At 36.0% G+C, this 21,947-nt stretch carries 20 protein-coding genes; 8 read left to right on the forward strand and 12 right to left on the reverse strand.

Going from position 1 to position 21,947, the window contains the following annotated elements:
* Window positions 1-53 precede the first annotated feature (53 nt).
* The 3 genes from IEV50_RS18445 to IEV50_RS18455 are packed head-to-tail and all read right to left on the reverse strand — an operon-like array spanning window position 54 to window position 3,944.
* Window positions 54-791 (reverse strand): MIP/aquaporin family protein, encoded by a 738-nt coding sequence (locus IEV50_RS18445; RefSeq protein ID WP_188417189.1) that lies wholly within the window; start codon window positions 789-791, stop codon window positions 54-56.
* 48 nt (window positions 792-839) lie between these two features.
* The gene (glpK, locus tag IEV50_RS18450; protein ID WP_188417190.1) at window positions 840-2,330 is read right to left on the reverse strand and encodes a glycerol kinase GlpK; all 1,491 of its coding nucleotides are present in this window, start codon (window positions 2,328-2,330) and stop codon (window positions 840-842) included.
* Window positions 2,331-2,351: 21 nt separating this feature from the next.
* Complete coding sequence (locus tag IEV50_RS18455) at window positions 2,352-3,944, reverse strand: glycerol-3-phosphate dehydrogenase/oxidase (protein ID WP_188417191.1); 1,593 nt, start codon at window positions 3,942-3,944, stop codon at window positions 2,352-2,354.
* A gap of 155 nt (window positions 3,945-4,099) precedes the next feature.
* Between IEV50_RS18455 and IEV50_RS18460 the strand changes: the two genes are divergently transcribed.
* Together IEV50_RS18460 and IEV50_RS18465 are read left to right on the forward strand one after the other, a co-directional pair.
* Window positions 4,100-4,864, forward strand: coding sequence for a DeoR/GlpR family DNA-binding transcription regulator (locus IEV50_RS18460; RefSeq protein ID WP_188417192.1), 765 nt, complete (start codon window positions 4,100-4,102; stop codon window positions 4,862-4,864).
* Between the two features lie 43 nt (window positions 4,865-4,907).
* The gene (locus tag IEV50_RS18465) at window positions 4,908-5,300 is read left to right on the forward strand and encodes a response regulator transcription factor (protein ID WP_123205977.1); all 393 of its coding nucleotides are present in this window, start codon (window positions 4,908-4,910) and stop codon (window positions 5,298-5,300) included.
* A gap of 61 nt (window positions 5,301-5,361) precedes the next feature.
* On the opposite strand, the gene IEV50_RS18470 is transcribed toward IEV50_RS18465, so the two are convergent.
* On the reverse strand, window positions 5,362-5,694 hold the full coding sequence (locus IEV50_RS18470) for a hypothetical protein (RefSeq protein WP_188417194.1): 333 nt from the start codon (window positions 5,692-5,694) through the stop codon (window positions 5,362-5,364).
* A gap of 216 nt (window positions 5,695-5,910) precedes the next feature.
* Here IEV50_RS18470 and IEV50_RS18475 point away from each other — a divergent pair, with 216 nt between their 5' ends.
* From IEV50_RS18475 to IEV50_RS18495, 5 genes are all read left to right on the forward strand, one after another.
* Window positions 5,911-8,568, forward strand: a complete 2,658-nt coding sequence (locus tag IEV50_RS18475) for an alpha-L-rhamnosidase (protein WP_188417200.1) — start codon at window positions 5,911-5,913, stop codon at window positions 8,566-8,568.
* Window positions 8,569-8,707: 139 nt separating this feature from the next.
* Window positions 8,708-9,745 carry an aldo/keto reductase gene (locus IEV50_RS18480; RefSeq protein ID WP_188417201.1) on the forward strand — a complete coding sequence of 346 codons (1,038 nt, stop codon included), beginning with the start codon at window positions 8,708-8,710 and terminating at the stop codon, window positions 9,743-9,745.
* Between the two features lie 55 nt (window positions 9,746-9,800).
* A complete protein-coding gene (locus IEV50_RS18485) occupies window positions 9,801-10,715 on the forward strand; it encodes a helix-turn-helix domain-containing protein (protein WP_188417202.1) in 915 nt (304 codons plus the stop codon).
* Between the two features lie 179 nt (window positions 10,716-10,894).
* Window positions 10,895-11,134, forward strand: coding sequence for a hypothetical protein (locus IEV50_RS18490; protein ID WP_229746798.1), 240 nt, complete (start codon window positions 10,895-10,897; stop codon window positions 11,132-11,134).
* A 323-nt stretch (window positions 11,135-11,457) separates the two neighbouring features.
* Complete coding sequence (locus tag IEV50_RS18495; RefSeq protein ID WP_188417204.1) at window positions 11,458-13,896, forward strand: bifunctional YncE family protein/alkaline phosphatase family protein; 2,439 nt, start codon at window positions 11,458-11,460, stop codon at window positions 13,894-13,896.
* A gap of 904 nt (window positions 13,897-14,800) precedes the next feature.
* Here IEV50_RS18495 and IEV50_RS18500 read toward each other — a convergent pair.
* The 4 genes from IEV50_RS18500 to IEV50_RS18515 all read right to left on the reverse strand — a co-directional run bounded on the left by IEV50_RS18500 (window position 14,801) and on the right by IEV50_RS18515 (window position 18,886).
* The gene (locus IEV50_RS18500) at window positions 14,801-15,916 is read right to left on the reverse strand and encodes an Acg family FMN-binding oxidoreductase (protein WP_188417206.1); all 1,116 of its coding nucleotides are present in this window, start codon (window positions 15,914-15,916) and stop codon (window positions 14,801-14,803) included.
* A 122-nt stretch (window positions 15,917-16,038) separates the two neighbouring features.
* Window positions 16,039-16,173: a class I fructose-bisphosphate aldolase gene (locus IEV50_RS19980; protein WP_371870278.1), complete on the reverse strand. Its 135-nt coding sequence runs from the start codon at window positions 16,171-16,173 to the stop codon at window positions 16,039-16,041.
* A 157-nt stretch (window positions 16,174-16,330) separates the two neighbouring features.
* Entirely contained in the window at window positions 16,331-16,501 is a 171-nt protein-coding gene (locus tag IEV50_RS19985) for a class I fructose-bisphosphate aldolase (RefSeq protein ID WP_188417232.1), read from the reverse strand.
* Window positions 16,502-18,886, reverse strand: a complete 2,385-nt coding sequence (locus IEV50_RS18515; RefSeq protein ID WP_188417210.1) for a phosphoketolase family protein — start codon at window positions 18,884-18,886, stop codon at window positions 16,502-16,504. It lies immediately after the preceding gene.
* A 423-nt stretch (window positions 18,887-19,309) separates the two neighbouring features.
* Here IEV50_RS18515 and IEV50_RS18520 point away from each other — a divergent pair, with 423 nt between their 5' ends.
* Window positions 19,310-19,981 (forward strand): BON domain-containing protein, encoded by a 672-nt coding sequence (locus tag IEV50_RS18520; protein WP_188417212.1) that lies wholly within the window; start codon window positions 19,310-19,312, stop codon window positions 19,979-19,981.
* Between the two features lie 123 nt (window positions 19,982-20,104).
* Here IEV50_RS18520 and IEV50_RS18525 read toward each other — a convergent pair whose 3' ends face one another.
* From IEV50_RS18525 to IEV50_RS18540, 4 genes are all read right to left on the reverse strand, one after another.
* A complete protein-coding gene (locus IEV50_RS18525; RefSeq protein WP_188417214.1) occupies window positions 20,105-20,494 on the reverse strand; it encodes a hypothetical protein in 390 nt (129 codons plus the stop codon).
* Window positions 20,495-20,566: 72 nt separating this feature from the next.
* Window positions 20,567-20,863 carry a hypothetical protein gene (locus IEV50_RS18530; protein ID WP_188417216.1) on the reverse strand — a complete coding sequence of 99 codons (297 nt, stop codon included), beginning with the start codon at window positions 20,861-20,863 and terminating at the stop codon, window positions 20,567-20,569.
* 116 nt (window positions 20,864-20,979) lie between these two features.
* Complete coding sequence (locus tag IEV50_RS18535) at window positions 20,980-21,378, reverse strand: cupin domain-containing protein (RefSeq protein WP_188417218.1); 399 nt, start codon at window positions 21,376-21,378, stop codon at window positions 20,980-20,982.
* Between the two features lie 71 nt (window positions 21,379-21,449).
* A complete protein-coding gene (locus IEV50_RS18540) occupies window positions 21,450-21,692 on the reverse strand; it encodes an SHOCT domain-containing protein (protein WP_229746799.1) in 243 nt (80 codons plus the stop codon).
* Window positions 21,693-21,947 lie beyond the last annotated feature (255 nt).

Genomic DNA, 21,947 nt, shown 5'->3' on the forward strand with positions numbered 1-21,947 from the left:
GTAAATCAAAGTAGCGTATCAAATCAACGATTTAAAATAAAGTATAAGATTGTTTAATATTTGAAATTTAGAGCTAAGTAGAGTAATGCGGCTAAAGTTGCACCTATTACAGGGCCAAGGATAGGTACCCAAGCATAAGACCAGTCGCTTGTTCCTTTGCCTTTCATAGGGATTATGCTATGTATAATTCTTGGCCCCAAATCTCTAGCAGGATTTATAGCATAACCTGTTGTGCCTCCTAATCCTAGACCAATTACCCAAACCAAAAATGCCACAGGGATGGCACCGATAGAACCTAATCCGATTGTTGTCTTTTCTGTACCCATTTCTGCATTGGTAAAAAAGAATATTACAAAAATGAGTACAAATGTTCCGATTATTTCCGAAAATAAATTCGACTTCAAATTTCTGATTGCTGGAGATGTTGCAAAGGCGGCAGCTTTTAAACCTTTGTCTTCTGTAGCATCGAAATGGTCTTTGTAAATTACCCATACTAAAAACGAACCGCTCATAGCACCACAGAGTTGGGCAAGTATATAATAAGGAACTTTTATCCAGGCAAATTTTTGCGTAATGGCCAAAGCAATTGTAACTGCAGGATTTAAATGCGCGCCACTATAGGGTGCAGCAATAACAACACCAACAAAAACTGCAAGCGCCCAGGCAGTAGTAATTACCATCCATCCGCTGTCGTTTCCTTTAGTTCCTTTTAGTACAACATTAGCAACAACGCCATTACCGAGAAGAATTAGAAGGGCTGTACCCATAAATTCTGCAACAAATTCTGTCATTTTTTATTTAATTAAATCCTGAATAATCAGATTGTATTAATATTTAATTTATTCTTCTGCACAAACACGAGCAGCTTTTACAGCCCTGTTCCATCCTTTAATTCTTTCTGTATTATCAATGCCCTCTTTAGCAGAAAAAGTTTTGTTTATTTTCCACTGTGAACGAATTTGGTCAATACTGTTCCAAAATCCTGTAGCCAAACCAGCAAGGTAGGCGGCACCTATTGCGGTAACCTCTGTTACTTCTGGTCGAATAACCTTACACTTTAACAAATCTGCCTGAAACTGCATTAATAAATCATTTGCTGTGGCACCTCCATCAACCCTCAATTCGGTAATATTAATACCTGCGTCGGCTTCCATAGCTTTTAAAACATCCATTGTTTGATAGGCTATACTTTCTAATGCTGCTCTAGCTATATGCGATTTATTTGTGCCTCTGGTTAAGCCGGTAATTGTACCTCTTGCATGCTGATCCCAATGTGGAGCGCCTAAACCCGCAAAAGCTGGTACAACATATACACCTTCCGTATCGGGAACTTTTCTCGCCAGGGTTTCTACATCAGCAGATTTGGATATCAATCCCATTTCATCTCTTAGCCATTGCACAACTGCACCACCAATAAAAATACTACCTTCCAAAGCATATTGGACATCATCTTTAATTTTCCAGGCGATGGTTGTTAAAAGATTATTAGCAGAAATTTTTGGTTCAGTTCCGATATTCATCAGCATAAAACAACCCGTACCATAGGTGTTTTTCACCATGCCAACTTTTGTACACATTTGTCCGAATAGTGCAGATTGTTGGTCGCCGGCTATGCCTGCAATCGGAATTTTTGCAGCTAAAATATTTCCTGCTGTTTCTCCATAAATTTCGCTTGATGACTTTACTTCGGGCAGCATTTCTTCTGGTATACCAAAAAGTTCCAAAAGCTCTTTATCCCATTCCAAGCTATGGATATTGTAAATCATAGTTCTAGATGCATTAGTTACATCCGTTACATGAGTTTTTCCGGCTGTTAGTTTCCATATTAGCCAGCTATCAATAGTTCCAAAGGCTAATTTACCATCTTCGGCTTTTTCCTTTGCACCTTCAACGTTTTCTAAAATCCATTTGGCTTTTGTTGCAGAGAAATATGAATCGATAATTAAGCCTGTTTTTTCCTGAATTTTCTTTGCCAATCCTTTTGCTTTAATTTCATCGCAATATTTCGAAGTTCTTCTATCTTGCCAAACAATAGCATTATAAATAGGAATTCCGGTTTCCTTATCCCAAACTACAGTTGTTTCCCTTTGATTTGTTATCCCAATTGAATCGATATCCCTTGCTGATATTCCAGCTTTAACAATAACTTCGGCTGCTACTGATAACTGTGTTGACCATATTTCCATAGGGTTATGTTCAACCCAACCAGCTTGTGGGTAAATTTGTGTAAATTCTTTTTGGGCAATGGCTACTATTTCACCATCGTGATTAAAAACAATTGCTCTCGAACTGGTGGTTCCCTGGTCGAGAGACAAGATAAACTTGCTCATAATTAAAATTTTGGTTAGGTATTATTCGGCTAAAGCCGATTTTTTCTCTCTGATCTCAGATTGATATAAATAACCTGAAGCCAATTTATTAAAAATATCGACTTGATTATTTTCCCAATCCTTATCTGTATGTAACTCTTTTGCTAAAATTGATGCAACAATTTTACTCATTTCCATTGCGGCACTTGCATCGATAAATAAAACGCGTAATCTACGGCTTAAAATATCCTCCACTGTTTCGGCCATTTCATTTTTAATGGCCCAAATAACTTCAGCTTTATTATATGGAAAATGGGGGTGAAGCCTTGCGCTTAGTTCTGGATTCTCTATAATTAATGTCTCAATTTTTATTCTGTCACTTCCATAAATATCTAAATAACTACCATCCCTAAAATCTGTACAACCGTGTATTTTTAAATTTTTGGTTCGGCAAGGTTTAAAAATCAGGTTTGCATGATTTATAGCCAAATCTACGGTTTCTTCTGCCATGCGGCGATAGGTTGTCCATTTACCGCCAGTAATGGTAATTAATCCTTTTGCTGAAATGATGAGTTTATGATCGCGGCTTATTTCTTTCGTACTGTTTCCATCAGTTTTAGTTGGTGCAGCTAATGGCCTTAAACCTGAAAAAACGCTTAAAATATCAGTTTCAGTTGGTTTTTGATTAAAATACTCAGACGCTGTACTTAATATAAAATCTACTTCTTCTTTTAAAGCCCTGGGTTCGAGGCTATGCTCATTCAAAGGTGTATCTGTTGTGCCAACTAACAAGTGGTTATGCCATGGAACGGCGAACAATACCCTTCCATCAGATGTTTTTGGAATCATTAAGGCTGATTCGCTTTTGAGAAATTTTCTATCTAAAACAACATGTACACCCTGGCTTGGGCGAACCATATTTTTTGATTCAGGGTTGTTCATTTTTAAAATATCATCAACAAAAACGCCTGTTGCATTAATCACAACTTTTCCCAAAAATTTAGTTTTTTTACCGGTTAATGTATCTTCCGTATCAATGCCAATAACATGTTGACCGTTTTTTTGCAAAGCGATAACTTTTGTATAGCTTAATAAGGTAGCGCCATTTTCTATTGCCGTTTGCGCAATGTTAATGGCTAGTCTGGCATCATCAAACTTTCCATCGAAATAACTAATTGCACCTTTTAAACCTTTCGATTTTATTTCAGGAATCGAATTTAGTGTTTCTTGTTTAGATAGAAATTTTGATTTTCCAAAGCTGTATTTTCCTGCAAGCCAATCGTAAAGTGTTAAGCCTGTAAGATATTTTAAAACCGAAAACCAGCTATAACATGGAATTATAAATTCTTCTTTATTTACTAAATGAGCAGCATTTTTTTGTAAAAGGCCCCGTTCTTCTAATGCATGTTTTACCAAACCGATATCGCCCTGAGCAAGATAACGAACGCCGCCATGAACTAATTTAGTACTTCTGCTAGATGTTCCTTTTGCAAAATCTGATTGTTCTACCAATAAAGTTTTAAAACCTCTGCTTGCTGCATCCAACGCAGTACCTAAGCCAGTTGCACCACCACCAATAATGATAATGTCCCATTGGGTGTTTTCTGTAATTAAAGAGTTGTGAATTCTATTCATTTAAAACAAAAGATAATAAAACGAAACAATACGCAATTATAAGTAATCCTAATCGAAATAATATAATATCATCGTTAAAAAATTATTATTTTATTTACTCAAATGATTTAACAAAATGTTTAATTTGTGCCATTCCAAAAAACCAAGTAATATTTATGATGAATTTAGCTGAAAGGCACCAACTAATTTTAAGCCGCTTACAAAGAGATCAATATATCAATGTTGTGGACTTATGTAAGGAATTGAAAGTTTCGTCAGTTACGATAAGAAAGGATTTAAAACTACTTGAAGATAAGAGTTTGCTCTTTAGAACACATGGTGGTGCAACGATGAATAATCCATATACCGTTGATAGACCGGTAAATGAAAAAGAGAAAATCCAGTCATCAGAAAAAAATAAAATTGGTGCGGCGGCGGCAGCGTTATTAAACGATAATGATTCGATTGTTATTGCTTCAGGTACTACTGTATTGTATTTTGCTAAGAACATTCAGCCAGCCTCGAATTTAACTGTTGTTACATCTGCATTAAATGTCGCTTTGGAATTAATGCGGGAGCCAAGTATAGAAGTAATTCAGTTAGGTGGCATATTAAGAAAAAGTTCATCATCTGTAATGGGAAGCTACGCAGAGCAGGTTTTAGGCGATTTCTATTTCAATAAATTGTTTTTAGGTGTTGACGGAATTGATTTAGATTTCGGTTTAACAACTACAAATGCAATGGAGGCACATTTAAACCGTAAAATGATTAGTGTATCGCAAAAGACTATTGTACTAGCCGATTCATCAAAATTCGGTAAAAGAGGTTTCGGTAAAATATGTGGATTAGAAGAAATTGATCACATTATTACAGATAAAGGAATTTCTGAACAAATTGTAAAACATTTAGAAGGTTTGGGTGTTACTGTAACTATCGTATAAAAAAAATTGACCCAATATTAGTAACCAAACAATAATTTGAATTATGTCGAAAAAGAGAATACATATTTTAGAAGATGATCAGGAAATCAGAAATGTGATTGAAATTCTTTTAAAGGAAGAAGGATTTGAACTACAATTATCATCATCATTTTCAGAATTAAAAAAGAATATAAAGGATGCAATGCCCGATTTGTTTTTATTAGATGTGATGTTACCCGATGGAAATGGTGCAGAAATTTGTGAAGATTTAAAAACTGATATTTTTACTAAGCACATACCGATTATTGTAATGTCTGCGCAAAATAATAGCGAGCAAAAAGCTATTGATGCATTTGCAGATGATTATATTAGCAAGCCATTTGATATTTACGATGTTTTAGAAAGAATAAATGCTCAGATAAAAAAGAGCCATGAAGGTAAGCCAGCTCAGGCATAACCAATTTGTTTAATATTTCAAGAGAGATAATTTTCAAGTTATCTCTCTTTTTTTATGCCTGCTAATAATCTGTTTTAATTTTTCCTTTAAGGTTGTTGATGGAAACTACGATATCCTTTAATTGAAAAGCACCTTCTAAATCTGTAGGCATATTTAGGCTATGATTAAAATTGTAATCTGTAAAATCTGAAGTTCTTTTTGTTGATGTTACATAGTAAAAACCGCCAGATTTAGCCTTTCTAACATACCAATATAAAAAGCTTGGTTCATTTTCATTCGTATGCTCGATTTCCGTTATATATACATTTAATCTAATCACATCGGGTTCGGGAATTGATTTTTTACATGCAAAAAGTGTAATTGCAAGTGCAAAAAGAACGATGAAATTTTTCATAAGTGATTAGAGGGATGACAAATAGGGTGTAAAATTAATAAAATTTTGCATTTAAAAATAGGTGAAAACATATGTTGGATAATTGTTTTCTTTATTACTTTTTTAAAGCTTTAAAAAGCGCTCCAAAATGTATATTATTGTAACGTATATTTCTAATCAACGTTATTTGCATTAATAGTAAATCGATTAACCAATTATCCAGCTTTTTCATTCCTTATGATATTATCTATACGTAAATTTTATATTTTTCTTCTGCTTTTTACACTGCAACAAACAGTATTTGCTGCTAAACCTGTACAGCTTAAATGTGAGTATTTGGTAAGACCAATCGGTTTAGATAATCCGAAGCCACGATTTACCTGGATGATGCTTGATGAAACCAAAGGAGCCATTCAAAATGCTTATCGGATTATAATAGGAACAGATTCTATTCAACTTGCGAACAAACAAGGCATTCAATGGGATTCGGGTAAAATCTTATCATCAAACAGTTTGGTAACCTACGCCGGAAAAGCTTTGACTCCATTCACAAAATATTATTGGCGGGTTGAGATTTGGGACAAGAGTAACAAAATTTCATCAGCTACATCGACATTTGAAATGGGGATGATGGCCATAGAAAACTGGAAAGGGACGTGGATAAGTGATAGAAATGACATCAACACTTTACCAGCACCATATTTTAGAAAGGTATTTGCTGCAGAAAAAAAGATTAAATCGGCAAGAGCTTATATTGCTGCTGCGGGTTTGTACGAATTATACCTAAATGGTAAAAAGGTTGGGAACCATCGTTTAGACCCAATGTACACCCGCTTCGACAGGAGAAATCTTTATGTTAGTTACGATGTTACTTCAAGTCTTAGAGAAGGTAAAAATGCTATTGGTGTTTTACTTGGTAATGGTTGGTACAACCACCAATCACTCGCGGTTTGGAATTTCGATAAAGCGCCCTGGAGAGCACGGCCAACATTCTGTCTTGATTTAAGAATTACCTACACAGACGGTTCAACAGATGTAATAATCTCAGGAAATGATTGGAAAACGAGTTTGAGTCCGATTATATCAAACAGTATTTACACAGCGGAGCATTATGATGCCCGTTTAGAACAAAAAGGATGGAATACGGTAGATTTTGACGACTCTAAATGGCGTGGTATTACTTTAAGGGCTGCTCCATCACGAAATATCGTTTCACAGGCCATGCACCCGATACGGGATGTTGAAGAAATTTCGGTAAAAACCATACGAAAGTTTAACGATACAACATATCTTTTTGATTTAGGTAGGAATATCGCAGGTGTTACGAAAATTAAAATATCAGGAGAAAGAGGTACTGTGATTAGGTTAAAACATGCAGAGCGATTGGATAGCAGTGGGCATGCAGATTTATCTAATATTGATGTGTACCATCGTCCGAAAGACAAATCTGACCCTTTTCAAACTGATATATTTATTTTAAATGGCGAAGGAGAAGAACAATTTATGCCGCTATTTAATTATAAAGGTTTTCAATATATTGAGGTAACCAGTTCAAAGCCAATTCAGTTAACTGAAAAAAGTTTAGTTGGTTATTTTATGCATAGCGATGTGCCTGCTGTTGGAAAATTATCATCTTCAAACCCACTTATTGATAAACTTTGGTGGGCAACTAATAATTCATACTTATCTAATCTTTACGGATTTCCAACAGATTGCCCGCAAAGAGAAAAGAATGGATGGACGGGCGATGGGCACTTTGCAGTTGAGACCGGATTGTATAATTTCGATGGCATTACGGTTTACGAAAAATGGATGGCCGACCATCGGGATGAACAACAACCAAATGGTGTATTGCCTGATATTATACCGACAGGTGGCTGGGGCTATGGTACTGCCAATGGCACAGATTGGACCAGTACCATTGCTATAATTCCTTGGAACATTTATACATTTTATGGTGACAGCAAATTATTGGCAGATAATTATCAGAATATTAAACAATATGTTAATTACGTTAATGGAATTAGTAAAGATGGTTTAACAACTTTCGGAAGGGGGGATTGGGTTCCTGTTAAATCAACTTCCGACTTAGAATATACCTCTTCTGTTTATTTCTACGTTGATGCCGATATACTAGCAAAGGCAGCTAAGATTTTTAATAATAAAAATGATTATTTAATTTATAATGCTTTGGCTGAAAAAATTAAGAAGGCCATTAATACTAAATATTTTAATGCCAAAACTGGAATTTATGGGAAGGGTGTACAAACAGAATTGAGCATGGCCCTACAATGGAATATTGTTCCTGAACTTTCTATACAATTGGTTGCCGACAATTTGGCTAAAAGAGTAATTGCTGATGGAATGCACATTGATGTTGGTGTATTGGGTGCGAAAGCTGTTCTAAATGCTTTGAGTGATAACGGGCATAGTGATATTGCATATAAATTAGCGGCTCAAGATACCTATCCCGGTTGGGGATGGTGGATTGTTAACGGTGCTACAACTTTGCACGAAAACTGGGATATGGATGCAAAGAGAGATATATCAGATAACCACATGATGTTTGGTGAAATAGGGGGATGGTTTTTTAAAGGTATTGGAGGCATAAAGGTTGATGAAGAGCAGCCTGGCTTTAAGAATATTTTATTGAAGCCTCATTTTGTTGAAGGATTAAGTCATTTTGAAGCTTCGCATGATGGTCCCTTTGGAAAAATTATTTCATCGTGGAAAAGAACTGATAAAGGTATTAAGTACAGCGTGAAAATTCCTGCAAATTCTACAGCAAGTGTAGAAATACCATCTATAGCAGGAAAGAAATTATTTCTGTATGGAAAAGAAATGGCTAATAAAATCCAACTTCTTGCAGGTAATTATGAATTTGAGATTAGATAATATATTTTAGTGTTACTCAAAAATTAAACTCTTTTATTAGCTGCTTTAAAGTCCATTTTGAACACAAACAACTTCATTTTGCACACAAGTTTACCTTAATAACAGTTCAACTTTGTGTTTCATAATTAAATCATAAAATATGAAGTACAAAGTTTTAGGAAATACAGGCTTGAAGGTTTCAACGCTGTGTTTAGGCACAATGAATTTTGGTGGTAAGGGCTTCTTTGGCTATATGGGAAACCTTGACCAAAATGCAGTTGACGAACAAATAAAAACCGTTATTGAGGCGGGTGTTAATTTTATTGATACAGCAAACATTTATTCGGAAGGACTTTCGGAGATAATGATTGGCAAAGCAATCAAAAATCTTTCTATTAATAGAGATGATTTGGTTTTGGCTACTAAAGTGAGGGGCTCAATGGGAAAAAGTGAAAATGATAGGGGGCTTTCAAAAAAACACATTATTCAACAGGTAGAAGGGAGTTTAAAAAGATTTGGGACAGATTATATTGATTTGTACCAAATCCACACGGCTGACCCCCTAACACCAATTGAAGAAACCATTAGGACATTAGACGATTTGGTGCGAAGTGGCAAAATTAGGTATTTTGGTGCCAGTAATATTTCTGCCTGGCAATTGATGAAAGGGTTGGCTTATTCACAATACAATCATTTAGACCGTTTTGCCTCACTTCAAGCCAATTATTCATTAGATGTTCGAGATGCTGAACGTGAAATTATTCCATTGCTTAAAGATCAAAAAGTAGGTATGATGATATGGAGTCCATTAAGTGGTGGCTTGCTTACGGGCAAGTACAAAAGAGATGGAAACAAAGAAGCTGGTAGACTAAATAGTTTTCCTTTTCCACCTTTTCATGAAGATAGAGCATATGATGTTTTAGACGTACTAACACCAATGGCAGTTCAAAAAAATGTATCTGTACCTCAATTGGCTTTGGCCTGGTTGTTACATCAGCCTGTTGTAAGTAGCGTAATTATTGGTGCAACAAAAATTAAACAACTTCAGGATAATTTAAAATCGGTGCAGGTTATATTTACAGATGATGAATTAAATATACTGAATGAAGTAAGTAAATTGCCGGTTGAATACCCTGCTAATGTGCTTGAAGCGATGACATCAGACAGAAGTACAGGTATTGACTTTTTAAATGCTTAAATTTACAAACCAATAAAGCAGGCGGTAGATCATAACTGCCTGTTCATTTTGATAAATGAAAAACAAAGCACAAAATATTAAGAAAATAGGTTCGGTAAAAGAATTACATTCCTTTATGGGATTACCCAGTCCTTTAAACCCTTTAATAACCATTATTGATCATTCCGAAACACCTCATAATAACAAAAGCAACGAGCAAAAATTGCTGTTAGATTTTTATAATATTTCTATTAAAAGAAGTTTTAGGGGTAAATTAAAGTATGGTAAAAATCATTACGATTTTGATGATGGAACAATGTCTTTCATTGCACCAAACCAAATAATCAGTGTAGATAGTAAAGAAGATATCAATAAAGATGGTTGGTCTTTGTTATTTCATCCTAATTTAATCAGGAAATATGCTTTAGGTAAAGTAATTAAAAATTTAGGTTTCTTTTCTTATAGCGTAAATGAAGCACTTCATCTATCAAAGTTAGAAGAAGATACTATTGAAATTATCGTTCAAAATATTCAAAAAGAAATCGCTTCGAGGTTAGATAATTTTAGCCAGGATGTTATTGTCTCCAATCTCGATTTACTTCTTAGTTACTGTAACCGTTTTTACAACAGGCAGTTTATTACCAGAAAAATGGCAACGAACGACTTGCTTACAAAATTTGAAGCTGTACTAGAAAAATATTTTTCTAACAATTCAAATTTGATATTACCAACAGTTGAACAATTAGCAATAGATCTGAATGTTTCGCCATCATATTTAAGCGATATGTTGCGGAGTTTAACCGGGCAAAATACTCAACAACATATTCACGACAAACTCATTGAAAAGGCAAAAGAAATTTTAATTACGACCAACTTTACCATTAGCGAAATTGCCTACCAATTGGGTTTCGGATATTCTCAATCGTTTAGTAAACTCTTTAAAAGTAAAACAAATTTAACTCCAATGGAATATAGGCAAGGCTTCAACTAATATCAGTTGGAATTTCCAAAAGCTATTGTATTAAAGGATTTAACAATTCAGCTTGATTTGAACTCCGGTTGTTTTATTTTTATAATTATGAATTACTTAAATAAACAATTGTTGATAATTTAACAATATGTTGTACGTGAGTTAAAATGCTTTGCATTGCTTTGCACCATTAATAATATATGATGATGCAAAACGAAAATACATCGCTTACACCTGATCTAAAGCAGTTCATTGATAAGTTTGAACCAGTTAAATTTAAACTAATGAAATGTGGTATAGAAATTAGAGGAATTAATGATATGCCGGCAAACATTACCCATGCGAAAGAAATTATTGAAAAAATGAAACTGAAACTGGTTGTTTCTCATAATGCTGAAATGCTAAGTTATCGCGGTTTTGAAGTAAATAACATTGTTTAAGTTTAAATTTTTATGGTAGTTAAAATTATAATACCTTAATGTTTACCAATCGATGATATTCATTTTACACAATAACCCAAGTTTGCGTTGTCAATACTTGGTTAGTATGATTAAGTTTAGTTAGTTGATTTTAAATGGCAGCAATGGATATTGCTGTTTTTTATATTTTCTTAACATTTTCTCGTAAAAAAAAGTAATATTCATTTTGTAATATTTATGTTGAGGTTAATTTCTATTAATATTAACTTAATACATTTTTAACACGATTCCTTTAAATTTGTAGTCTAATTTCTATAATAGACTTTTCTCTTTACAAAAATCCAATGAAAAAATATTTGATCATCTCTTTATTTGCTCTCATTTTCCAGAATGCCTACGCACAGTTACCAGGAAAAAATGAATCTAATGGTCAGATTCTTCTTCCTAACGGATGGAAGTTAAGTCCGGCCGGCCATTCTCTCCAAGTTGGAGACCTACCGCTGAATATGCAGGTAAGCTCTTCAGGTAGGTTTATAGCTGTTACCAATAACGGACAGAGTACTCAGTCCGTACAACTTATTGATGCAAAAACTGAAAAAATTCTTGATGAGAAAATAATAAAAAAATCATGGTATGGTTTGGCTTTCAGTAAAGATGAAAAGCATCTGTATGTTTCAGGAGGAAATGATAATATTATCTTAAATTTCAGTATTGTTGGTAATAAACTTACAGAAAGTGATACGCTAAAGCTAGGTGACGTTTGGCCTAAAGGCAAGGTTAGTCCTGCCGGAATTGTGGTGAATAAAGTAAATACTAAAGTTTTTACAGTAACTAAAGAAGACAGTTGTCTTTACATTATTAATCCGGTAGAAAAAAGGATAATTAAAAAGATTCAGCTGCCTGCAATAGCTTATAGCTGTACTTTATCTCCTGATGAAGCTAAATTATATATTTCACTATGGGGTGGACGAGCAGTGGCTTTGGTTGATGTTGAGGAAGGAAAAATATCAGGCTTAATTCCTGTTGGAGACCATCCAAATGAATTACTATTGAACAAGAAAGGGAATTATCTTTTTGTAGCCAATGCTAATGATAACACGGTTTCTGTTATCAATACAGCGACAAATAAGGTTATCGAAACAATTGCTACTACGCTTTATGCAACGCAATTAACAGGTTCTACAACAAATGGTCTTGCACTAAGCGGTAATGAAAAGAGCCTTTACATAGCCAATGCTGATAATAATTGCCTTGCAGTTTTTGATGTAAGCAAACCAGGAAGTAGTCAAAGTCAGGGTTTTATTCCTGTAGGTTGGTATCCGACAAATGTTAAAGTAATAGGTTCAAGAATTCTGGTAACCAATGGTAAAGGCAATACCTCTCTGGCAAATCCGCAGGGTCCTCAGCCAATTTCAAAGGCTGATAACAGTGGCTATCAAATGGGTAGTACAGCTAATAATAAGCTTCAATATATTGCAGGATTATTTAAGGGTTCTTTATCCTTCATTGAAATGCCAAAGCCAGAACAGTTGAAGATTTATACTGCACAGGTTTATGCGAATACGCCATTTACAGATAAAAAAACAGTTACTGCCGACGGAGAAGAAGGTAACCCTATACCACGCAAACAGGGGGAGAAGTCTCCAATAAAGCATGTATTTTACATCATAAAAGAAAATCGTACCTACGATCAGGTACTGGGTGATATGCCTAAAGGTAATGGCGATTCAAGTTTAACCCTTTTCGGGAAACGAATTACACCTAACCAACATGCATTTGCTCAAAATTATGTACTGCTGGATAATTTTTATGTTGATGCAGAGGTAAGTGCGGATGGGCACAATTGGAGTATGGCTGCTTATGCAACCGACGTGGTAGAAAAAACATGGCCAACAAGTTATGGCGCAAGAGGTGGAACTACAAACTACGAAGGCGGTAGACCTGTAACTTATCCAAAAGGAGGTTTTATTTGGGATTATTGCCAGCGTGCAGGAATTTCTTACAGAAGCTACGGTGAATTTGGCGATTATGGAAAGGCCAATATTAAATCTCTCCAAGGAAATATGTGTCCAAATTCTCCAGGGTTTGATATGGACATTACAGACCAGGTTAGGGCAGATGCATGGATTCATGATTTTGATTCATTATTGGTTGCAGGCAAGGTTCCGCAATTCAGTACTTTAAGGGTTTCAAACGACCATACAAGTGGGCAAAAAAAAGGTAAAGTATCTCCTCAATCGGCTGTTGCAGATAATGACTTGGCTGTAGGAAGAATATTAGATAAACTCTCTCATAGTAATATATGGAAAGAATCGGTTGTATTTATACTTGAAGATGATGCACAAAATGGACCCGACCACGTAGATGCGCATCGTTCTCCGGCATATGTCTTAGGTCCGTATGTTAAAAGAAATGCAGTAATACACACCATGTATTCTACTTCAGGTTTTTTAAGAACTATGGAACTTATATTGGGTTTACCGCCAATGAGCCAATACGACGCGGCCGCTATGCCTTTATTTGAATGCTTTACTAATAAACCAGATTTTACACCTTATAATACAATTCAACCCTTAATAAACCTTGATAACAGAAATGTAGCACTTAATGAAAGCAGTAGACGATCCGAACTTTTTAATTTTGCGAAAGAAGATTCTGCTCCAGATTTAGATTTAAATGAAGTTATATGGAAATCTGTTAAGGGCGAAAAGTCGATAATGCCTGCCCCAAAAAGAAGTGCATTTGTAATTCTTGAAAAGAAAAAGAAAGATGATGACGATTAAATCAATTTAAGCGTAAGCGAATTAATAACATTACCTTAATTCGTAAAGTCACAATGACCAAGATTTATCTGAAAATTGGTTTTGGATAAAGTTTATCAGATTTACTTTTACTATAAGCCTGAGTTGGATTATTAAAAAGCCTTTTAGAATATAATTGAGAGCATTTTATAAATTTATACAGTTTGTAAGCGCTGCCGCGATTCTATCGATAGGTGTTGTTTATCACTGTTTATTAGTTTTATGGACCTATCATGGAACATTTTTTATTGTAATCATTGTATTATTTTAAGCCTTTATAACTACTTTAATTATAAATAACATAAATGCTTTCGAAGATTGCTATTCTAATTCTTGCTTATCCAATATAGTTTAAACTCCATTAATGTCGTTTTGATAATTAGTACACCATAATGATAAGGTTATTTTTATGTGATATAGTTTAATAAATTCTTAAACATCTGATATACAGTTGTTTGTTTTAATGCTTATTCTGTTGGAATAATTTTGGCATGGTGCTTTATAAAAAAGCAAAAAATGGAACGAATTAGAACAATTGAAGAGAAAAAGAAAATAGTCAGGCGTAATCAAAAGATAAAGCCCTTTCACTGTTTAATTCTTTTTTACTTCTCTATTATTACTCTAGCTCTCTCTGCCAGAACCTTTAACCTTTCGCTATTAAATATTTTACTAGCCATAATAATTCTACTTATTGGAGCCCTATGTGTTTTTCTTATTATTAAGGCTAAAAATTCTTACAGGAAAATCTATTAATTCTAAAGTTCAAATAACAACAATAATAAGAGCTTTTGTTAATTGCATTTTATGAATTTATACCAAAATTTCTTGTAAGTTTTATAATGGATTTTTGTATTTAGGAGCCGCCATCTTAGGTTGATGAAGTATTTCATTTCCTGACAAACATGTCCAATGTCCGCCTCAAAGAGACCGGATCAGGGTAATTTTTCACATAACCTGCCCGAAGAATGAACTGTATCTGATCCTTTATTCCTACAGAAGTGTTCAGGCTCTGTTTTATGCTGGGTTCTTCTAATATCTGCGTCATTGGATGAATACCTATATTTTTATCTCTCACCTTTAAAAAAAGTCTTTGCATCATTTTTCCAGTTTCAATTAGCGCACCAACCGAATCCTCTTTGCTTGAGATCAAAAACCAGCCTGCAGATGAAGCGACCTGCTTTTCTACCTGAGCAATGCCCCTGTCTCTAAAACTTTTTGACATAACATTCTCCCGGTCATAAAAATTCCTAACCATCCAACCCGGAATACCATCAATTTCCATACTACCAGTAGTCAGTCCGTCAAGCTTTTTCTTAGCATCTTTTGAGGAAAAGCGGATCCAGTTAGAAAGTTCATTCTGAGCAGCATTTCGGTAAGATTGGATTCTGTTAGCTTCAATAGTTTGTTCATTAAGGTATCCATATTCTCTTGAAGAAGCAGAAATGAAATGAATCATATCAGGATCTTCACTAATTAAATCTCTTAAATCCTCTTTTTTTATTGCATCAACTAGCATATTCGATCGCACGGTTCTGCGCTGTCTTATTGTTTCTGTATCGAAGCTAAAAATCTTACCCGATTTAATTAGTTTAACCTCCATCATTTCCTCATCTTGGTTGGTTGTAGCCATTAGCTTGAAATTGGGTTTATATCCAATGCTATCTGCTGCATACGTTAAGTTTTGTAAGAAAGCACCAATTGATAATACCGTTTCGCGCTGCGATGGATCAACAGCTGGTAGCCATCTTTTTTTATCATTGCAAATAATCCAGTGATAAGGTGCTAAGCTTTTAATGAACCAGGGTTGCGTATTGTGACCACTGGGTGCCAAAGAGGCAAGGGATAAAATCTTTATTTCATCTGCTTTCAATCTAGTTTTATTGTTTTGCTTTGTGTCAGAATCCGATCTTTCGAAGTTTTGCATATCACTTAGCATATAGCCTGTAACCCCGACAATTACAATAGTTGCACCCGAGCCTGCTAAAAATTTTCTTCTATTCATCGTTTAGTTTATTAATTAGTGGAGTTTCATTTTTCTATTTCAAAATTATAGTGTCCAATATTTGCCATTATGTTGCATTTTGTCCCATGATTAATCGCCTTTTTGCACTAATATTATTCTCTTCATTTTTTTTTACAGATAGCAAGGGCAGTTTGTTGGAGTGCCCGTCCAAATGAGAATGTTAATATCCAAGGTGGGTTGTTTTCTTTAATCTGCTTCATTGCATTCAATCTTGTAGAAGCTTTCTGTCGAGCCAGTCACGTTGACAGAAATGTAATACCCTGAACAGCTGCCGAAACGCGATCCATTTAGCACATGATAGTTTCCTCTTCGATTTTTTCTGCATCCTTCCTTTCGCGGGAATCCTGACCTGGTAATATCATATTTGGTTTACCGTAGTTAGCAAGTCCCTGGTTACCTAGTAATATTTTTTTTGGAAAAATGATCACCGAGCATCAACACTTCTGGTTCAACAATAGGCACTAGATTACATCGCCGACAAATTGCAGCATATCTGGCAAGTGCATTTGCGCTTGAGAGGATATAATTTCTTATTGGAATTTCTTTACTAATGGATATTAAAATTTAAGGGTTAATGTTCCATTTCCATTCCAGTATTTCGGGCATGTCTTTTCCATATCGGTTTACATAGTGTTTATGTTCAATGAGCTTGTCTTTTAGCTGCTGTTTTAAATAAGCCCCTTTACTGCCCAGATTGGGCACTCGATCTATTACATCGATAACCAAATGGAAACGATCGATCTCGTTTTGTACCCTCAGGTCGAAAGGTGTTGTAATGGTTCCCTCTTCCTTATATCCCCGTACATGTAGATTACGGTTGGCTCTTCGGTAGCTGATGCGGTGTACCAGCCATGGGTAGCCATGAAAGTTAAAAATAATGTGTTTATCTCTTGTAAATATTGAATCGTAGTCTACTTCACTAAGTCCATGCGGATGCTCGGAACTCGACTGCATTTTCATTAAATCGACTACGTTAACGACTCTAATCTTAAGTTTAGGAAGATGTTCCCTTAATATCGAAACTGCCGCCAGAAGCTCCAATGTTACCGTATCACCGCAACTGGCCATAATTATATCCGGTTCCGAGTCTTTGTCATTACTAGCCCATTGCCAAATACCAATACCTTCGGTACAATGTGTTTCAGCCTCTCGCATATTCAGCCATTGGGGCAATGCATGTTTTCCTGCAACAACAACATTTACATAATGCTTTGTGCGAAGGCAGTGATCGAAAACGGAAAGCAGGCAGTTTGCATCCGGCGGTAAGTAAACCCTTACAACATCGGCTTTTTTACTGATTACATGATCCAAAAACCCTGGATCTTGATGGGTAAATCCATTGTGGTCTTGCTGCCAGACATGTGAAGCCAAGAGGTAATTCAATGAGGCAATATTTCGCCTCCAGGGAAGTTCTCTGGTAACCTTTAACCATTTGGCATGCTGGCTGAACATAGAATCCACAATTCGAATAAAGGCCTCATAGCTGTTAAATATTCCATGCCTTCCGGTGAGTAGGTAACCTTCCAGCCAACCCTCGCATTGGTGCTCGCTAAGTTGTGCATCAAGAATACGTCCAGAAGGTGAAAGAAATTCATCGTTATCTTGCGTTTCGGCATCCCATTGGCGGTTACTTACCTGAAAAACTGCACCTAAAAGATTGGATAGCGTTTCGTCGGGGCCAAATATCCGGAAATTGGTTTTGTTGAGCCTGATAATTTCACTCAGGAATTTTGCTAATATCATCGTATCCTGTCCCTGAACTGATCCAGGAGATGGCACTTCAATTGAGAACTCACGGAAATCCGGCATTATCAGGGCTTCAAGCAATAGTCCTCCATTGGTGTGGGGATTGGAACCCATACGGCTGTTGCCTTTAGGAGCAAGCGCTGCAAGTTCTTCAATAAGCCTGCCTTCCTCATCAAAAAGCTCTTCGGCCCTGTAACTTTTCATCCATTTTTCTAGTAGAACAACATTTTGCGGATGTTTTTCATCCACCAGAATTGGAACCTGATGAGAACGGAAGGTACCTTCGTTCTGTAGGCCATCGACGGTTTTTGGTCCTGTCCATCCTTTTGGAGAACGAAGAACTATCATCGGCCAGCGTGGTCTGCTGTTATCTGCTGTTATTCTGGCATGCTCCTGAAGGCTGCGTATATCTGTTATTGCTTTTTCTGTTGCGAGCGCCATTTCCAGGTGCATTTTTTCAGGATCTTCGCCCTCAACAAAATAAGGTTTCCATCCACAGCCCTTAAAAAACTGTTCCAGTTCTTCATGTTCTATTCGAGCCAGCAGCGTAGGATTGCTGATTTTATAGCCATTTAGATGAAGTATCGGCAGTACCGCTCCATCGGTAATTGGGTTTAGGAATTTGTTGGAATGCCACGCGGTAGCTAAAGGACCGGTTTCTGCCTCACCATCACCTACAATACAGGCAACTATCAGATCTGGATTATCAAATACAGCACCGAAGGCATGGCTAAGCGAATAACCCAATTCGCCGCCCTCGTGAATTGAACCAGGTGTGGTGGGCGCAACATGACTCGAAATTCCACCGGGAAAAGAAAACTGTGTGAATAATTTTTTCATCCCTTCTTCGTCCTGGCTTATATTAGGGTAAATTTCGCTATAGCTTCCTTCAAGGTAAGTGTTCGCAACAAGCGCAGGACCGCCATGCCCCGGACCAGAAATGTAAAACATATTTAGATCAAATTTTTTAATCACTCTATTCAGGTGTACATAGATGAAGTTCTGTCCTGGAGTGGTTCCCCAGTGACCCACAACAATAGGTTTGATATGTGATAATAGGAGCTTTTCTCTAAGCATTGCATTCTCATACAGATAGATTTGTCCGACAGAGAGATAGTTCGCCGCTCGCCAGTACGCATCCATTTTGTTTAAAAGTTCTGGCGAGATTTGCTCAACCTCTTTACTTATCAATAGTTCTTCCATTACATGTATATTTTTTAGTTAGCTTATCTCTATGTACTTGTTAAGTAATCAGATTTACATTAATAATTGGTTTCAAAACAGGTAGATGATGGTAGAGGCCAAAACGATGATAAGGTATTGAGTGTTAATTATAAAATTATTCAACTATTCTGTGTATTTGATAAGATAAAGATGACCATTTTGTAGGCTTAATAGTTTGCACAAATGGAGCTTAAAGTTGCATAATTCACATATTTATAATCATATTGCTTCGATTGAGTATTACTTCAATGCTTTTCTTTAGTGGAAATATTAGTGATTTAAAAATTTTCTAAAGCTGTAGGCATGTGAATTGTATAAGGATTTTATCGAAATATATAACAACTAAGAGCAGTAATGAGCAAACTTTGATGCGTGAAATAATTCACCATAAAATCATCAGAGATGAAAAGTAATGAAAGCTTACAGAAAGACGTTCAGGAGGCCATTAAATGGGAACCACTTTTGAATGCAGCAGAGATAGGAGTAATCGCAAAAGACGGGGTTGTGACTCTGACCGGAACTGTAGATAGTTATATTAAAAAAACAGAAGCTGAAGATGCAGCAAAAAAAGTTAGCGGCGTTTCTGCCGTGGTTGAAAAGATCGAAGTTAAATTCGGCGACTGGGGTATCAAGGAAGATGGTGACATAGCCAGAGAAGTATTAAATGCATTGAAATGGAGCTGGCAGGTACCTAGCGACAAAATCGAGGTTAAAGTAGAAAAAGGTTGGGTAACTCTTGAGGGCGAACTGAGTTGGAACTACCAGAAAGATGCAGCAAAAACTGCCATAAAAAATCTGCTTGGCGTAAAAGGGGTAATCAATAGCATCAAAATTGCCTCTGATGTAAAAGATGCCGTTGAAAAAGCGGATATCGAAAAAGCCATCGCCCGTAACTGGTCTATTAATGATCAGGATATCCATGTTAAGGTGGCGGGAAACCGCGTAACCCTAAGTGGCGAGGTAAGTTCATTATTCCAAAAAGATGAAGCACAGCGCATTGCATGGAATGCACCAGGCGTTTGGTTCGTAGATAATGAAATTTCAGTGCAGTATGATTATTTAATGATGGACTAAAAATATGAGGGGAGCTAGTGCTCCCCTCATATTTTTTTGATTTCCTGGATTCATTTCATTACTTTAACTGTTTATAAATCAGTTTTATGGCTAAAAATAGGATGAAGAATTAAAATTTACAGATCAATTTACTCCCACTTTGAAATAGCTACTTACGAAAGCATGCTGCTGGTTTTTGGTCATTTTGTCTGCCGGCCTGATCTCTACTTTTATTTTAGAAAACTGGTGATTATCCTTAAAGGTATTGTACAGCTCGGTTTTAGCTTCAGTAGGGCCAAAGAGTAGCACTTCATCATATTTCCTGATGAGGTCAGCTAATTCCCTAAAGTAATCTGCCTGCTCCCCCTTTTCCTTGGTATGCATTGTGCTTTCCCCACGTGTTAATGCTTCTTCTTTAGCCTTGCTGGTAAAGTTGCATTCAATTGTTCTTGTCAGTATTGGACTCGCTGGGTAGTCCATTAGATTGGCTACTGAATGATCCATCCATATGCCTATTTTTTTCTTTTTTATCATGTTGTTGTTTTTTAGATCGGGCAATGTCAAGACAGGGCTTTTAATACGCTTTGCCTGAGATGGTGGGTAGAATTAATTCAGATTAAGTTCCAGAAAATCAGTGAGCTGTTTTTCCAGAACCTGACTGTTGTTTGCAGGAATAGTATTGTCTGTTGAAAGAATGATTTCCTTTTCAGAAACAACGATATGAAATGCTATGCCAACGATAATCTCAGGAAAGGATACGTCGATAATATCATATACACGTGCAAATTCAACCATAACCTCCGAATCCAGTTTTTTGTTCAGGTAATCTGCAAAATTTATTTTAAGGGTTTCAAAAAGATCTTCTGCAGAAACCAACCTTATGTTTTTTATTTCAGTGCTCATTGGATATTAGTTTAATTTATCGGTTGAAGTTGCTTGCTACAGTTGTAGCAAGCATTTGGATTTTTTACTTCTTTGCCTTTATTCGGGAAGCAAAACTAGGATTGTGTTTCTCCAACTTATTCTGTGGTCATACCATCAAATTCTTCGACATCCTCTTCTGCTGCTTTCTTTGTAACTCTGATTATCCCATCCTTATGGTTTGGAGGACCATAAATGGTATACATGCTTAAATCAACCTCGGTATCAGTATTGATAATATTGTGACTAGCCCCTGCTGGCACCACAATAGCATCTCCGGCCTTTACGTAATATTCATTACCGTCTATAAAGCATTTGCCATGTCCGCCCTCGAAACGAAAGAACTGATCGTTAGAGTGGTGCGTCTCTTCACCAATATCCATTCCTGGTGTAAGGTTCATCAGCACCAACTGAAGATATTTACCCGTATAGATTACTTTTCTAAAATTAGTGTTTTCAAGACTGTCTGCCTCGATGCTGTTTTTAAATCCTCTCATTTGCTCGTGATTTTAAATTTGGAAAAATGGCCTTAAGTGGCCATTCTTATATTTTATTTATTTAGCCAAGCTTATGAAGCCATAAGAATGTCTTTTCGTTCTTTAAATTCTTCCTTGCTGATTTCTCCAGAGGCAAATCTTCGATTCAAGATATCTAGCGGCTTATCTTTTCTGTGTCGCTGTCCAGGTATTTGATAAGGCAAGGCAAATATCCAGAAGATTAAAATTATCCAAATACACCACCAGATAAAATCCATTCCCCAGTAATTATTTTCATAAAACATCATAATTCTTCTGTTTTTTTGATCAGACATCTAATCAAAACAAATCTGGTGGTTTTTCGCTGTGATGGGTTATGGAATTCTGTTGATTTCTTATATCATTCACACTTTTAAGACTTGTTTTTCGATTCATCCTTTAGGTTAGTTATTATTTCCCGATTACAATTGTAATCAGTAAGTTAATCTGCACAAAAATCGGCAATTAAGAATACACCAAAAACGGCAACAAGAGTGCGCAAAAAAACGGCAGGATAATTAAACCCCACCGTTTAATACGACCTTCATCGG

The sequence above is a fragment of the Pedobacter mendelii genome (assembly GCF_014635725.1).
Lineage (GTDB): Bacteria > Bacteroidota > Bacteroidia > Sphingobacteriales > Sphingobacteriaceae > Pedobacter > Pedobacter mendelii.

What these genes read in the sequence shown, in the direction of transcription:
- IEV50_RS18445 (WP_188417189.1), bottom strand. Translation starts at nt 791, where the DNA reads ATGACAGAATTTGTTGCAGAATTTATGGGTACAGCCCTTCTAATTCTT.
- glpK (WP_188417190.1), bottom strand. Translation starts at nt 2,330, where the DNA reads ATGAGCAAGTTTATCTTGTCTCTCGACCAGGGAACCACCAGTTCGAGA.
- IEV50_RS18455 (WP_188417191.1), bottom strand. Translation starts at nt 3,944, where the DNA reads ATGAATAGAATTCACAACTCTTTAATTACAGAAAACACCCAATGGGAC.
- IEV50_RS18460 (WP_188417192.1), top strand. Translation starts at nt 4,100, where the DNA reads ATGATGAATTTAGCTGAAAGGCACCAACTAATTTTAAGCCGCTTACAA.
- IEV50_RS18465 (WP_123205977.1), top strand. Translation starts at nt 4,908, where the DNA reads ATGTCGAAAAAGAGAATACATATTTTAGAAGATGATCAGGAAATCAGA.
- IEV50_RS18470 (WP_188417194.1), bottom strand. Translation starts at nt 5,694, where the DNA reads ATGAAAAATTTCATCGTTCTTTTTGCACTTGCAATTACACTTTTTGCA.
- IEV50_RS18475 (WP_188417200.1), top strand. Translation starts at nt 5,911, where the DNA reads ATGATATTATCTATACGTAAATTTTATATTTTTCTTCTGCTTTTTACA.
- IEV50_RS18480 (WP_188417201.1), top strand. Translation starts at nt 8,708, where the DNA reads ATGAAGTACAAAGTTTTAGGAAATACAGGCTTGAAGGTTTCAACGCTG.
- IEV50_RS18485 (WP_188417202.1), top strand. Translation starts at nt 9,801, where the DNA reads ATGAAAAACAAAGCACAAAATATTAAGAAAATAGGTTCGGTAAAAGAA.
- IEV50_RS18490 (WP_229746798.1), top strand. Translation starts at nt 10,895, where the DNA reads ATGATGATGCAAAACGAAAATACATCGCTTACACCTGATCTAAAGCAG.
- IEV50_RS18495 (WP_188417204.1), top strand. Translation starts at nt 11,458, where the DNA reads ATGAAAAAATATTTGATCATCTCTTTATTTGCTCTCATTTTCCAGAAT.
- IEV50_RS18500 (WP_188417206.1), bottom strand. Translation starts at nt 15,916, where the DNA reads ATGAATAGAAGAAAATTTTTAGCAGGCTCGGGTGCAACTATTGTAATT.
- IEV50_RS18515 (WP_188417210.1), bottom strand. Translation starts at nt 18,886, where the DNA reads ATGGAAGAACTATTGATAAGTAAAGAGGTTGAGCAAATCTCGCCAGAA.
- IEV50_RS18520 (WP_188417212.1), top strand. Translation starts at nt 19,310, where the DNA reads ATGAAAAGTAATGAAAGCTTACAGAAAGACGTTCAGGAGGCCATTAAA.
- IEV50_RS18525 (WP_188417214.1), bottom strand. Translation starts at nt 20,494, where the DNA reads ATGATAAAAAAGAAAAAAATAGGCATATGGATGGATCATTCAGTAGCC.
- IEV50_RS18530 (WP_188417216.1), bottom strand. Translation starts at nt 20,863, where the DNA reads ATGAGCACTGAAATAAAAAACATAAGGTTGGTTTCTGCAGAAGATCTT.
- IEV50_RS18535 (WP_188417218.1), bottom strand. Translation starts at nt 21,378, where the DNA reads ATGAGAGGATTTAAAAACAGCATCGAGGCAGACAGTCTTGAAAACACT.
- IEV50_RS18540 (WP_229746799.1), bottom strand. Translation starts at nt 21,692, where the DNA reads ATGTCTGATCAAAAAAACAGAAGAATTATGATGTTTTATGAAAATAAT.